Origin of the sequence: Aestuariimicrobium sp. T2.26MG-19.2B (assembly GCF_950101875.1) — a bacterium.
Classification (GTDB): Bacteria; Actinomycetota; Actinomycetes; order Propionibacteriales; family Propionibacteriaceae; genus Aestuariimicrobium; species Aestuariimicrobium kwangyangense.
The window spans coordinates 2,189,765-2,202,518 of the sequence record NZ_CATNLW010000001.1; the positions used below are offsets into that span (position 1 = coordinate 2,189,765).

At 68.0% G+C, this 12,754-nt stretch carries 11 protein-coding genes and 1 rRNA gene; 9 read left to right on the top strand and 3 right to left on the bottom strand.

Annotated features, from left to right (window positions below; translation table 11 throughout):
- The first annotated feature begins 1 nt into the window (after position 1).
- The 4 genes from ndk to QQZ11_RS09730 all read left to right on the top strand — a co-directional run bounded on the left by ndk (position 2) and on the right by QQZ11_RS09730 (position 4,466).
- Entirely contained in the window at positions 2-427 is a 426-nt protein-coding gene (ndk, locus tag QQZ11_RS09715) for a nucleoside-diphosphate kinase (RefSeq protein WP_284550100.1), read from the top strand.
- Positions 427-1,476 (top strand): CPBP family intramembrane glutamic endopeptidase, encoded by a 1,050-nt coding sequence (locus QQZ11_RS09720; protein WP_284550101.1) that lies wholly within the window; start codon positions 427-429, stop codon positions 1,474-1,476. The genes ndk and QQZ11_RS09720 overlap by 1 nt, the downstream gene beginning before the upstream one ends.
- 34 nt (positions 1,477-1,510) lie before the next feature.
- Entirely contained in the window at positions 1,511-3,469 is a 1,959-nt protein-coding gene (locus QQZ11_RS09725) for a TIGR03960 family B12-binding radical SAM protein (RefSeq protein ID WP_284550103.1), read from the top strand.
- Positions 3,470-3,605: 136 nt separating this feature from the next.
- On the top strand, positions 3,606-4,466 hold the full coding sequence (locus QQZ11_RS09730; RefSeq protein ID WP_284550104.1) for an SGNH/GDSL hydrolase family protein: 861 nt from the start codon (positions 3,606-3,608) through the stop codon (positions 4,464-4,466).
- A 67-nt stretch (positions 4,467-4,533) separates the two neighbouring features.
- On the opposite strand, the gene QQZ11_RS09735 is transcribed toward QQZ11_RS09730, so the two are convergent.
- Positions 4,534-4,878, bottom strand: coding sequence for a tetratricopeptide repeat protein (locus QQZ11_RS09735; RefSeq protein ID WP_022910937.1), 345 nt, complete (start codon positions 4,876-4,878; stop codon positions 4,534-4,536).
- Between the two features lie 60 nt (positions 4,879-4,938).
- Positions 4,939-6,177, bottom strand: a complete 1,239-nt coding sequence (locus QQZ11_RS09740) for a CynX/NimT family MFS transporter (RefSeq protein WP_284550105.1) — start codon at positions 6,175-6,177, stop codon at positions 4,939-4,941.
- An 86-nt stretch (positions 6,178-6,263) separates the two neighbouring features.
- On the opposite strand from QQZ11_RS09740, the gene QQZ11_RS09745 reads away from it, so the two are divergent.
- Together QQZ11_RS09745 and QQZ11_RS09750 are read left to right on the top strand one after the other, a co-directional pair.
- Positions 6,264-7,040, top strand: a complete 777-nt coding sequence (locus QQZ11_RS09745) for a TIGR03936 family radical SAM-associated protein (RefSeq protein WP_022910939.1) — start codon at positions 6,264-6,266, stop codon at positions 7,038-7,040.
- A 214-nt stretch (positions 7,041-7,254) separates the two neighbouring features.
- A complete protein-coding gene (locus QQZ11_RS09750; RefSeq protein ID WP_284550106.1) occupies positions 7,255-10,095 on the top strand; it encodes an Rne/Rng family ribonuclease in 2,841 nt (946 codons plus the stop codon).
- A gap of 95 nt (positions 10,096-10,190) precedes the next feature.
- On the opposite strand, the gene QQZ11_RS09755 is transcribed toward QQZ11_RS09750, so the two are convergent.
- Positions 10,191-11,042 carry a hypothetical protein gene (locus QQZ11_RS09755; RefSeq protein ID WP_284550108.1) on the bottom strand — a complete coding sequence of 284 codons (852 nt, stop codon included), beginning with the start codon at positions 11,040-11,042 and terminating at the stop codon, positions 10,191-10,193.
- 186 nt (positions 11,043-11,228) lie between these two features.
- Between QQZ11_RS09755 and rplU the strand changes: the two genes are divergently transcribed.
- The 3 genes from rplU to QQZ11_RS09770 all read left to right on the top strand — a co-directional run.
- Positions 11,229-11,537, top strand: a complete 309-nt coding sequence (gene rplU, locus QQZ11_RS09760; protein ID WP_026378158.1) for a 50S ribosomal protein L21 — start codon at positions 11,229-11,231, stop codon at positions 11,535-11,537.
- 12 nt (positions 11,538-11,549) lie between these two features.
- A complete protein-coding gene (gene rpmA / locus QQZ11_RS09765; RefSeq protein WP_022910943.1) occupies positions 11,550-11,807 on the top strand; it encodes a 50S ribosomal protein L27 in 258 nt (85 codons plus the stop codon).
- 846 nt (positions 11,808-12,653) lie between these two features.
- A 16S ribosomal RNA gene (locus QQZ11_RS09770) occupies positions 12,654-12,754 on the top strand; the annotation flags it as partial.

A 12,754-nucleotide genomic window follows, 5' to 3' on the forward strand; every position in this document is an offset into this window, starting at 1 on the left:
CATGTCGAACGCCCAGCCGGTCGAGCGCACCCTGGTGCTGCTCAAGCCCGATGCAGTCGCCCGTGGGCTGACTGGTCAGATCCTTGCCCGATACGAGGCCAAGGGGCTCGTCATCGTCGCCCTCAAGCGCCTGCTCACCAGCCGTGAGACGGCCGCAGCCCACTACGCCGAACATGAGGGACGCGACTACTACCCCACCCTCATCGACTTCATCACCTCGGCGCCCCTGGTTGCGTTGGTCCTCGAGTCGGAGCGGGCCATCGAGATCGTCCGACTGCTGAACGGTTCGACCGATTCTGCCAAGGCCGCCCCGGGCACCATCCGCGGTGACCTGTCGGTCTTCCACAACAGGAACCTCGTGCACGCCTCGGACTCGGCCGAGAGCGCAGCCCGTGAGATCGGCATCTGGTTCCCCGAAGAGGCGTGATGGGTGAGCAGCACTGGTCGACCCAGCCTCCGCCCGTCCTGCTGAATCCCGCCTACCTCCCCGAGGGGGGATGGGCACCGCCGCCCCCACCCTCGCCCATGCCGGTGGTGCCGACCCGATACCCCATGTTCTGGCGTACTCCGGCATGGTCGGTCTGGCGCCCGATCCTCGCGTTCATCGTCGGGTTCGGCTGCTTCCTGCTGCTGCAGGTTCTGGCGATGGTGGTGGCACTGGCCATCGACGTCGCCACCGGACGGATCGTCCTCAAGACCTACCTCGACGAACTGTCCAAGGGTCGGTTCTCGGTCACCCCGGTCTTCTTCCTCGCCAACAACGTCGCCCTGGGCCTGTCGATCCCCGTGGTGATGCTCATCAGCCGCTGGCTCTTCCGCCAACCCGGACGCCATCTCGCCTCCGTCGTCGGCAGGATCCGGTGGCGTTTCATGCTGGGCTATGCGGCCGCGATCAGCCTCCCATGGCTGGTGATGACCGGACTCGACCTGTGGTGGGGCCGGGCCGAGCTCTCCGTCACCACCGACACCTGGCTCCTGCTGGTCGGCATCCTGCTCACCACTCCGTTCCAGGCAGCGGGTGAGGAGTTCCTGTTCAGGGGAGGGGTGATGCGGACGTTCGCCAGCTTCGTCCGCCGGCCCGCGATCGGCATCCCGATCGGGGCGCTGGTGCAGGCCTTGCTGTTCATGGCTGCCCACGGCGCCGGGGATGCCTCGCTCAACGCCTACTACTTCTTCTTCGGGCTCGTCGCCGCCTGGCTGGTCTGGCGCACCGGAGGACTCGAGGCGGCCATAGCAGTGCACGTGGTCAACAACGTCACCAGCGAGCTGAGCATGCCGTTCACCGACATCAGCCACATGTTCGATCGTCAGGAGGGGGCGGCCAGCCTCGCCGACCTGTGGCCCGGCATGGTGTGCCTGGTGCTCGCCGTGGGCATCGCCGAGGTGTTCGTGCGGCGCCTGCGCCCGGCCGTGGTCGGCCCCGAGCAGGCGACCCGTCCCGTGCTCGAGCAGGCGGGACCTCGTCCGGCGCTGTGAACTTTCGGGCATCCCCGACGTAGAATCGGCCGGGATGAATGCACCCGAATCGCTCTTCCCTCGTCTGGAGCCCCTGCTCGCGCAGGTCAGCAAGCCGATCCAGTACGTCGGAGGGGAACACAACAGCGTCCACAAGGACTGGGACTGCGGCACGACCGTCGGCCAGCCCACGGTCCGGTGGGCGCTGATGTACCCCGACGCCTACGAGGTCGGTCAGCCCAATCAGGGCGTCGCCATCCTCTACGAGATCCTCAACGAGCGGGAGTGGATCCTGGCCGAGCGCACCTACGCCCTGTGGCCCGACCTGCAGGCCCTCATGCGTGCCCACGGTCTGCCGCAGTTCACCCTTGACCAGCACCGGCCGGTGCGTGCCTTCGACGTGTTCGGTGTCTCGTTCGCCACCGAACTGGGCTACACCAACATGGTCAATGCCCTCGATCTCGCGGGCATCCCCATCCACTCGGACGAGCGCACCGACGACGACCCGATCGTCGTGGCCGGCGGCCACGCGGCCTTCAACCCCGAGCCGATCGCCGACTTCATCGACGTGGCCGTGGTCGGCGACGGTGAGGAGGCATCGCTGCAGATCTCGGACATCATCCGGGAGTGGAAGGCAGAGGAGCGTCCCGGTGGCCGTGAGGGCCTGTTGTTGCGCCTGGCAGCGACCGGCGCGTTCTACGTCCCCGCGTTCTACGACGTGAGTTACCTTCCCGACGGGCGCATCCAGCGGATCGCACCGAACCGCGAGGGGGTGCCCTTCCAGGTGCGCAAGCACACGCTGATGAACCTGGACGAGTGGCCCTACCCCAAGAAGCCCTTGGTGCCGCTGGCCGAGACGGTGCACGAGCGGTACTCGGTCGAGATCTTCCGTGGCTGCACCCGCGGGTGCCGGTTCTGCCAGGCGGGCATGATCACACGTCCGGTCAGGGAACGCTCGATCGAGACGATCGGCACCATGGTCGCCGAGGGCTTGCGCAACACCGGCCTCGAAGAGGTCGGTCTGTTGTCGCTCTCGAGCGCCGACCACTCCGAGATCGGGGAGGTCACCAAGCAGTTGGCCGACCGGTACGAGGGCACCAACGTGTCATTGTCACTGCCCTCGACCCGCGTGGATGCGTTCAACATCGACCTCGCCAACGAACTCTCGCGCAACGGACGCCGCTCCGGGCTCACGTTCGCACCCGAGGGTGGTTCGGAGCGGATGCGCAAGGTGATCAACAAGATGGTCTCCGAGGACGACCTGATCGACACCGTGGCGACCGCCTTCGGCAACGGCTGGCGGCAGGTCAAGCTGTACTTCATGTGCGGCCTGCCCACCGAGACCGACGAGGACGTGGTGGCGATCGCCGACATGGCGGCGCGGGTGATCGAGACCGGACGCAAGGCGGCTGGGTCCCGCGACATCCGCTGCACCGTCTCGATCGGCGGTTTCGTGCCCAAGCCGCACACGCCGTTCCAGTGGGCGGCGCAGGCTTCCCCCGAGACGATCGACCGGCGGCTGATGCTGTTGCGAGACAAGATCCGGGCCAACAAGCAGTACGGCAAGGCCATCGGCCTGAGGTATCACGATGGCAAGCCCGGCCAGATCGAGGGATTGCTGAGCCGGGGCGACCGACGGGTCGGCAAGGTGATCGAGGAGGTCTGGCGCCAAGGCGGCCAGTTCGACGGGTGGAGCGAGCACTTCAGCCACGAGCGGTGGGCTGAGGCCTGCACGACCGCCCTCGAGGGCACCGGGGTCGACCTCGCCTGGTACACGACGAGGGAGCGCGAGTACGACGAGGTGCTCCCATGGGACCACCTGGACTCGGGTCTCGACCGCGACTGGTTGTGGGAGGACTGGCAGGACGCCATCGACGAGGTCGAGGTCGATGACTGCCGCTGGACCCCGTGCTACGACTGCGGGGTGTGCCCCCAGATGTCGACGGAGATCCAGATCGGCCCCACCGGTCGTCAACTGCTGCCGCTGAGCGTGGCGGGCCGCGACCTCAGCTGACCGCTCCCGCTGCCAACGTCACCTCCCAGCGGGGGCTTGTGGCCTCCCGAGTTGTCGCAGATGATGAGCACGGGGTCAGCCCTGATCCCCGCCCAGCCCAGGCGTCGTCCGGGCCAGCTCGTCAATCGGGGGAACCATGCTTCATCGTCTCGGGCTGGCCATCATCGGCGCCGTCCTCGTCATCACCAGCGGCCTCGCGCCCGTGACAGCAAGTGCCGCCAGCTGGAACTCCGGATACGTCGCTCTCGGTGACTCCTTCGCAGCCGGTACCGGGGTGGGGGACGCCAGCGGTCCCTGCCTGGCTTCTTCCAGCGCCTACCCCGAACTGCTCAGCACCCGTGCCGTCTCGGTCGCCTGTTCGGGGGCCACCTCCGCTTCCCTGACCGCACAGATCGCAGCGGCGAACGATCTCTCACCCGCCGCCAGCGACCAGGGCGGGCGAACCCTGTTCCGGGCCAGCCAGGTCACTCTCACGCTGGGCGGCAACGACGTCGGTTGGTTGAGTGTCCTGCGCTCCTGTCTGGCCCCCAGTCCGTCCTGCGGTGCGGCGACGCAGGCCTCCGCGCTGGCCATCAGCAGTCAGCCCGCACGCACCGCGGCCGCTGTCCAGCAACTCCGGCTGGCCGCACCGCACGCCAGGATCCTTGTCACCGGGTACCCGAAGTTGTTCGACCCCGCAGCCGCGACCTGCACCGTCGCTCCCGGACTCGCCATCCAGAGCGCGGCCCTCGCACCCCTGGACCAGCTGGCGCTGGGCCTCAATCGGGCCATCTCAGCCGGTGTCACCGCAGCGGGTGACCCGAACGTGGAGTACGTCGACGTGACCGACGAGTTCGAGGGGCACGGCCTGTGTCGAGGAGCCGACGCGTGGATCAACCCGCTGATCATCCTGGGGGTCGACCCAGTCACCTCGGCTCCGGTCATCTCGCCGGCCAGTTTCCATCCGAATGCCGCGGGGGAGCGCGCTTACGCAGACGCGCTGCGCCCCGCTCTCTGAGAGGTCGCCGTGTGCCTGGCCCCGACGGGGCCAGGCACACCTGCTGAGCAGGATGCTGCGGGTCGGGTCAGCTGAACGAGCGGTACCCGGCCAAGTGTGACTCATCGCCGGTGAGCGCGGCGAGACGGCGCCTGATCGCAGCCGCCTCGTCGTGGCGCGACTGGCGCTCGAGGGTACGAGCCATCAGCAGCAGCGCGTAGTCGTTGGTCGGGTCCTCGTCCATGATCTGACGCAGCACCGCCTCGGCCTTTGGCAGAGAGGCCCGGTGGTAGTAGGAACGGGCCAGGTACTCACGGGCGTTGCGGTTGGTCGGGTCGGCTTCGAGCACCTTCTCGAATCGCTCGGCGGCGTTCTTGTAGTCGCGGCTGTCGAAGGCGTGGATGGCCATTTCGAGGGTGAGCAGGGTGAACACGGCGCGTCCCCCTTTCGATGTGTGACGCGTGTGCTGCCTGCAACGGGTGCGACCCTTCGGCTATTCCCCGGCGTGCGGGTGGGACGGTAGCTCGTCCTCGATGTCGCCGGAACCGACGACCAGGAAACCGGCCACCGACATGGGCAGCAGCAGGGCTCCCAGCAGGGCCACCGGCCAGAACCAGCCGTGGGTGAGGTCGTGGACGATTCCCAGCGACAAGGGGCCTAGGATCGCGATGCAGTAACCCACCGCCTGAGCGAAACCCGACAGGGCGGCGGTGCCCTCGGCGGTGCGGGCGCGCATGCCGAACAGGGCCAGGATCATCGGGAAACTGCTGGTCCCCAGAGCGATCAGTGCGGCCCACAACCAGGGCAGCGTCGCCGGGGCGAACAGCAGGCCCAGGTATCCGATGGCGCCCGAGCACACCACCAGCACCAGAAGTCCCTTCGGACGAGGGTTGCGCCCCATGTAGGCGGGCCACAGGAAGGCCAGGGGGATCCCCAGACCGGTGGCGATGCCGAGCATGGCACCGGCGCCGGCCTGGGACAGCCCCGCAGCGATGTAGATCGAGGGCAGCCAGCCGAAGATCGAGTACGCCTGAGCCGACTGGAATCCGAAGAAAATGCCCAACAGCCAACCCAGGCGGGTGCGGGCCACGGCAGCGAGTGAGATCCCGCGGCCGGCATTCGCCCGTTGCTCGGCATGGTCCCGGTCGTGGGGGAGAGCGGGGAGCCAGGCCACCAGCGCCACCACGACCGGCACGCACCAGACCAGGAAGGCAGGGCGCCAGCCGTCGAGCGCCTCGCTCAGCGGCACGGTGAACGCGCTCGACACCGCGACACCGATCGACAAGGTCAACGAGTAGACGGCCGTCATCAGGCCCACGTGGCGCGAGAAGTGGCGGCGGACGACGCTGGGGGCGAGCACGTTGGCCAGCGCCATCCCGGCCAGCCCCACCGCTGAGACGGCGAGGAAGCTGACCGGGTCCGACACCCGCGTGCGGGCGAGCGATCCGACCAGGATGGCCACCAGTCCAACCCCGATGACGCGGTGCACGCCGAACCGGCGGGCCAAGGCGGGCGCCACGGCCCCGATCACGGCGAAGCAGGCCGTGGGAAGACTGGTCAGGATTCCGGCAGTGGCCCCGGTCAGGTGCACGTCGGCCTGCAACTGGGGCAGTACCGGCCCGACGGCCGAGGCCAGCGGGCGGAGGTTGAAAGCGAGCACGGCGATGGCGACCACCATGCCCGCGGAGGCGACCCACCGAGCTCGAACGGGGGATGGGGTGGGAGTGCTCACAGTTGCCGGAGTCTACCTGCGCGCCCCCCTCCGCAGCCCCGGCTCGTGGCGGGTGCGCCGTGGTGCCTGTGGTTCAATGTCGCCTGATGTCAGAAGCCAGTCAGTCGTACTCGAAGCGACGCTCCCAGCCCGAGCAACAGGCGCCGCCCGTGCAGCGGTTGCGGGTGCGGTACGCCAAACGAGGGCCGGCTCGCTTCACCAGCCACCGTGACTTCTCGCGGGCGTTCGAGCGAGCCCTGCGTCGTGCGGGGGTGCCGATGGCCTACTCGTCCGGGTTCTCCCCTCACCCACGCATCTCGTACGCGAACGCCTCACCGACCTCGGCTGCCACCGAGGCGGAGTACCTCGAGATCGGGTTGAGCGAGGCCTGTGACCCGCAGCGAGTGTTGACGGCTCTCAACGAGGTGCTGCCGCCGGGGTTGCGCATCCTCGAGGTCTGGGAGGCCGAGGGCACCTCGTTGCCGGATCGGCTGACAGGCTCGGCGTGGATCATCGACCTGGGTCCGGTCGACCGCCACGAGCTCGAGGGAGCGGTGGCTGAGCTGCTGGCCACCGACTCACTGCTGGTCACGCGAATGACCAAGAACGGGCTGCGCGAGTTCGACATCCGATCGGCAGTCGTCGAACTCGGCATCATCGACGATTCCCCGGTCGGGACGGCACAGCTGAGACTGATCAGCCTGCACCAGACCCCGCTGGTGCGACCGGACGACGTGGTGAAGGCGCTGCGCCAGTTGCGCCCCTCGCTGGCCAGTGATCGTCCGCCCCTGCTGAACCGTCTGATGCAGGGAACCCTGACCGGCGAGGGCGTGGGCGCCACGCTGCTGGACCCCTTGACAGGTGCCGCCCGGCGACCGTGGTGAGGCGCGGCTGACCGCCCCATCGGGGTGTCTGTGCCATACTTCCGGGTAGGGATGAGCACCGACCCGGTGCTCGACGGAGCCGGATGTTCACCAGCCACACCGCGACGAGGGATCGACCGCGGGGGCGCAGGGAGTGTTCGCCCGCCCACCGACTTCTGGCGCGGCCGTGGCTGCGCCTTTGGCCGCATCCTGACGTGGATGCAGAGGAGCGCACATGCTCGACGAGAATGATCTGAACCAGCCGAACGACGCACAGCCCGGTGCCGTGCAGCCGGAGGCGGCCACCTCCGATCAGACCCACCCCGATCAGACCCACCCCGATCAGACCGGGGCTGCTCAGGCCCGGTCCGGAGCCACGCAGGCCCCCCGCCGCCGACGAGCGGCATCCCGCCCCGCCGGCCCCCCCGTGAAGGCTCCCCAGGTCGAGTCTGCCGCCCCCGCCGCGGAACCCCTGACGAAGGCCGCCGCCGAGGCGAGCCCTGCCCCGGAGGTCGAGGTGACCGAGGCCTCCACCGCGAAGCGTCCGGCCCGTCGCCGAGCCACCAGGGCGCAAGGGACGGCCACCAGCCCCGCTGCCGAGTCGACCCCCGTGGACTCCTCCGCGGTCGAGGTCCCTGGGGCGGAACTCGGTGTGTCCGAGCCCACCCCCGAGGTGGAGGCGTCGCCCGAATCCGATGCCGCTCCGGTCGAATCGGCCCCCGCGGCGCCTGCAGCCCGGGCCACGCGTGGCCGGCGGACCCGACGCACGCCAGCCAGGTCCGAGGCCACCACCGAAGCGCCCGCCCGCGAAGAGGCCGTCGCAGCCCCCTCGATCGCCGATGACCTCGACTCGCGGCTGGAGGCGGCTCGCGCCCAGGCCTCGAGCCGTCGCCAGCGCACGGTTGCCCCCGAAATCGCCGATCCCTTCAGGTCACCCGAGTTGGCGCTCCAATCGCTCGCGGCCTCCATCGCCGGACTGCCGTCACCGGCGTCCACCGACGAGACGCTGGATGTCCCGACCGGGGATGCCGAGGACATCGAGGGTGCGGGCCAAGACGTCGACGGCCAGAACCCCGACGCCCAGAACCCTGAGGGCCAGGACCTCGAGGCCGAGGACGCCGGCACGGGGCAGGACGCCGACACCGACCAGGCCGACGAGCCAGCGGACGTCGCGGAGGACGACGAGTCGAACGAGGATGACGCGGCCCTCGATGAGCAGGGCGAACGATCCAGCCGTCGCCGTCGCCGTCGCCGCGGGGGCCGCAGGCGTCGCCGCGGGGCCGACGATGACTCCGACGACGACCAGGACGTCGCCGAGGACGAGAACCCCGACTCCACCGACGACAGCAACGACCATGCCGATGACTCCACCGACAGCGAGGCTGCGGACGACTCGGAGGCGACCGACGAGGGCGCGGACGAGTTGGGCGACGGTCGCCGTCGCCGTCGCCGTCGCCGTCGTCGCGGCGAGGACACCTCCGGCGCCGAGGACGACCCCAGTGAGGTCGTCGTCCGGGTTCGTGAACCGCGCCGTGGACGTGGCTCGTCGTCGTCCGACGAGGTCACCGGGATCGAGGGATCGACCCGAATGGCTGCCAAGCGCCTGCGTCGTCAGGAAGGACGAGCCGCCGGGCGTCGGCGTGCGCCCATCCTGAGCGAGGCAGAGTTCCTGGCCCGTCGCGAGGCCGTCGAGCGCCGCATGGTGATCCGTCAGGCGGACGACTACACCCAGATCGCGGTGCTCGAGGACGGCGTGCTGGTCGAGCACTACGTCGACCGCGACACCTCGGCCTCGATGATCGGCAACATCTACCTCGGCCGCATCCAGAACGTGCTTCCCGGCATGGAAGCCGCCTTCATCGACATCGGCCGCGGCCGCAACGCCGTGCTGTACGCCGGTGAGGTCGACTGGGACGCCTTTGGGGCGCAGGGTGACCAGCGCAAGGTCGAGACGGTCTTCAAGTCGGGCCAGACGGTGCTCGTCCAGGTCACCAAGGACCCCGTGGGCGCCAAGGGGGCCCGACTCACGAGTCACATCTCGATCCCCGGCCGCTACATCGTCTACTCGCCGGGTGGCCACCTGTCCGGGATCAGTCGCAAGCTGGCAGACACCGAGCGTCAGCGACTCAAGGACATCCTGGGTCACCTGATCGACGAGAAGGCCTCCGTCATCGTGCGGACCGCTGCCGAAGGAGTGACTGAGGACGAACTGGTCCGCGACGTCAACCGACTGAAGGCGCAGTGGGACGTCATCGAGAAGAAGGTCAAGCAGGGCTCCGCGCCCCAAGCCCTCTACGGTGAGCCCGACCTCACGGTTCGCATCGTCCGTGACCTGTTCACCGAGGACTTCGCGGAGCTGGCGGTGCAGGGCAATGGCTCTGGCGAGGACACCTATGACGCCATCGAGGCCTACGTCTCGCACGTGGCGCCACACCTGGCAGAACGACTCACCCGTTGGGATGTCGCCGAGCGCGGCGACATCTTCGCCAGCCACCACATCGACGAGCAGATCACCAAGGCGCTCGAGCGCAAGGTGTTCCTGCCCTCGGGTGGCTCGCTGATCATCGACCGTACCGAGGCCATGACGGTGATCGACGTCAACACCGGACGATTCACCGGCACCCAGGGCAACCTCGAGGCCACCGTCACCAGCAACAACCTGGAGGCGGCCGAGGAGATCGTCCGTCAGCTGCGCCTGCGTGACATCGGCGGCATCATCGTCATCGACTTCATCGACATGGTGTTGCCCAACAACCGCGAGCTGCTGCTGCGCCGCCTGGTCGAGTGTCTGGGACGGGATCGCACACGCCACCAGGTCTCGGAGGTGACGAGCCTCGGGCTGGTGCAGATGACCCGCAAGAAGATCGGTACCGGGCTGGCAGAGGCCTTCACCGAGGAGTGCGAGCACTGTGGCGGTCGCGGCTACCACCGCTCGGACGAGCCGGTGGCCTCCCAGGCGCCGGCCGACGGTGGAGACCGACGTGGTTCATCGGGGAACAACGGTTCCTCGGGCAACTCCGGCTCCAACGGACGGCGGGGCGGTCGTCGTCGCCGCGGTTCATCCGACGCAGACTGAGGCCGCCCACCTGCGGCTGTGAGACACCATGGGCGCCCCACCGATGCATGTCGGTGGGGCGCCCTTGCGTGGCTCGTCCTTGCCCTCTGGCAGGGTCAGCCGATGCGGCCCTTCACCACCACCTGGTCGGTGACCTGGAACTCGGCATGGGTGAGGCGTACCCCCCGGGGCAGCCGCTCGTTGATCCTGATGGTCTTGCCGTTGTAGCGCTCGACGCGACCCTTCATCGCACCCAGCAACGCGTTGATGATGGGGTTCTTCGAGCCCACCTCGATGTTCGACAGGGTCACGTTCATCGCCTGGTCGAGGGTGGCGGAACCGGACACCTGCGCGCTTGCGCCCACGAATCCCTTCTTGACGCGGGCATCGGCCCCGAACTTGATCTGCTGCGGCGAGACCTGCACCAGGTCGAGGGTGAGGTCGTCCAGGGTCACGCCCATCTGCTTGGCGAACTGCTGTCCGACCCTGAGGGCCGCGGCCTGCAGTTCGGCCTTCGCCACTGACGCCTGGCCCTCTCCCGAGACGGGTCGTGCCGGGTCCTTCGGTTCGAGCACCTGCAGACCGGCCTGCCCCTGCGTGGTCTCGACCCACAACGCCGGCAGGTCGTTCACCTGGCCCGACAGGCTGACCCGGGCACCGGCGACCGTGATGGGGTTGGCCGACAGGGTCGCATGGCTGATCGTGGCAGGCTCGGACGACCTCGTCTCCACCTGAGGGAGGCGCACGTCCAGCAGGTCGTCGCTCACGCTGGGCACCTCGACCCCCGTCAGGTCGACCGTGAGGTTCGAGATCGTCGACCCCTCGAGCGTCGCCTGGATCGTCGCCCGGTCAACTCCCTGCACACCTCGGGGCACGAGCGCGGCGACGGCGCTGCGCAGGGCGGCGGTGAGTGCTTCGCTGGTCTGGGGACGAGGGGCAGGGCCCAACAACAGTGTGTCTTCGCTCATGGTTCCACTCTAGGATGTGGGTGTGACAGGTCGTGGCCGGCCGCTGGGTTTGCAGTCAGGGGGGGTCACCCGTAGACTTGTCCCTCGGTGTTCCCGCGTGCGTTGAAGCAGTTCATCTGAAGCGTGTGGGACGTGTGGGCGCGCAGCGCCACCCGAGACAAGACTGAACTAATGGAAGAGGTCAACGTGTACGCGATCGTGCGCAGTGGCGGCCGCCAGCACAAGGTTGCCGTGGGCGATGTCGTCGAGATCGACAAGGTTTCAGGCCAGGTCGGAAGCAGCGTCCAGCTGCAGGCTCTGCTGGTGGTGGATGGCGACAAGGTCACCTCTGACAAGAGCGTTCTCGACAAGGCTTCGATCACCGCTGAGGTGGTGGCCGAGACCAAGGGTCCCAAGATCCGCATCGTGAAGTACAAGAACAAGACCGGCTACAAGAAGCGCCAGGGGCACCGCCAGCGGTACACCCAGGTCAAGGTCACGGACATCAAGGCCTGAGGGAGAACTGACATGGCACACAAGAAGGGCGCATCCTCGTCCAAGAACGGTCGTGACTCGAACGCGCAGCGCCTCGGCGTGAAGCGCTTCGGCGGCCAGGTCGTCAACGCCGGCGAGATCATCGTTCGTCAGCGTGGCACCCACTTCCACCCCGGTGAGGGTGTGGGACGCGGTGGCGACGACACCTTGTTCGCACTGCGTGAGGGGGCCGTCGAGTTCGGCACCCGTCGCGGCCGTCGCGTGATCAACGTGCAGCCCGTCGAGGCCTGAGCCTCCACCTGCTCTGAACTCCAGACCGGGGTCGTCCTTCGTGGGCGACCCCGGTCTTGTTGTGTTCACGGTCCCTTCCGGTCGCCGTCCATCGACGGCGTCGTCGCGCCGGCCCGGGGCCCGGAGGATGCCGGGTCTGGAGGGCGCCGGTCGACCGTGACGGCTCGCCTCGGACGTGAGACCGCAGGAGAGTGCACGTGCAGCAGGGGGTGGGGTTGCCGCCCAGTCCGTGCCTGCGTTCGAGCTGGTGTCGCGGACACCGGCTGAGGACAGTCTCCAGGGGGCGGGGGCGACGAACCGAGGACGACGACGTGACCGTGTCGGAGAGCGGAGACATGGGTGACCGCCGGGGGAGTGCCCTCCCCGGGAGGCGTCACTGCTAGTCAGGACCACGTCGCCGGCCGATGAGCAGACAGGCACCACGCCGATTTGACTCGCCTGTGCAGCAGGTCTAGAGTTACTCAGGTTGCTCCACGGAGCGGCACAACCCACCAAGCATCACCACGAAGGCCTTCGTCGGCCTCGAGAATGATGCCTGGAGGGGGGCCAGGAAAGCGGATTTGACTCCACAATCTCGGCCCACTAAAGTTTCACGAGTTGCCCCTTGCGGATGGCCTACGGGTTGGATGTGTGGGTCGCACCCGAATCTTGAGAACTCAACAGCGTGCTTTATAGTCAATGCTATGTAATGACGATATTTTTTTGTCTCGTGCCTGGGCTGGCCCTGTGGGGTTGGTTTGGGTGGAGATTCCTTTGATGAATGACAGTAGGATCCAGCAATGGTTTCTTTTGTCGGGATTCGGAACTCTTGGCTGCCTTGCTTTTGTGGTGGGGTGGTTGTTGTTTTCAACGGAGAGTTTGATCCTGGCTCAGGACGAACGCTGGCGGCGTGCTTAACACATGCAAGTCGAGCGGTAAGGCCTTTCGGGGTACACGAGCGGCGAACG

Bases quoted from the DNA above. Each gene is read 5' to 3' on its own strand.
- rpmA (WP_022910943.1), top strand. From the start codon at position 11,550: ATGGCACACAAGAAGGGCGCATCCTCGTCCAAGAACGGTCGTGACTCG.
- QQZ11_RS09755 (WP_284550108.1), bottom strand. From the start codon at position 11,042: ATGAGCGAAGACACACTGTTGTTGGGCCCTGCCCCTCGTCCCCAGACC.
- QQZ11_RS09720 (WP_284550101.1), top strand. From the start codon at position 427: ATGGGTGAGCAGCACTGGTCGACCCAGCCTCCGCCCGTCCTGCTGAAT.
- ndk (WP_284550100.1), top strand. From the start codon at position 2: ATGTCGAACGCCCAGCCGGTCGAGCGCACCCTGGTGCTGCTCAAGCCC.
- QQZ11_RS09745 (WP_022910939.1), top strand. From the start codon at position 6,264: ATGTCAGAAGCCAGTCAGTCGTACTCGAAGCGACGCTCCCAGCCCGAG.
- QQZ11_RS09750 (WP_284550106.1), top strand. From the start codon at position 7,255: ATGCTCGACGAGAATGATCTGAACCAGCCGAACGACGCACAGCCCGGT.
- QQZ11_RS09725 (WP_284550103.1), top strand. From the start codon at position 1,511: ATGAATGCACCCGAATCGCTCTTCCCTCGTCTGGAGCCCCTGCTCGCG.
- QQZ11_RS09730 (WP_284550104.1), top strand. From the start codon at position 3,606: ATGCTTCATCGTCTCGGGCTGGCCATCATCGGCGCCGTCCTCGTCATC.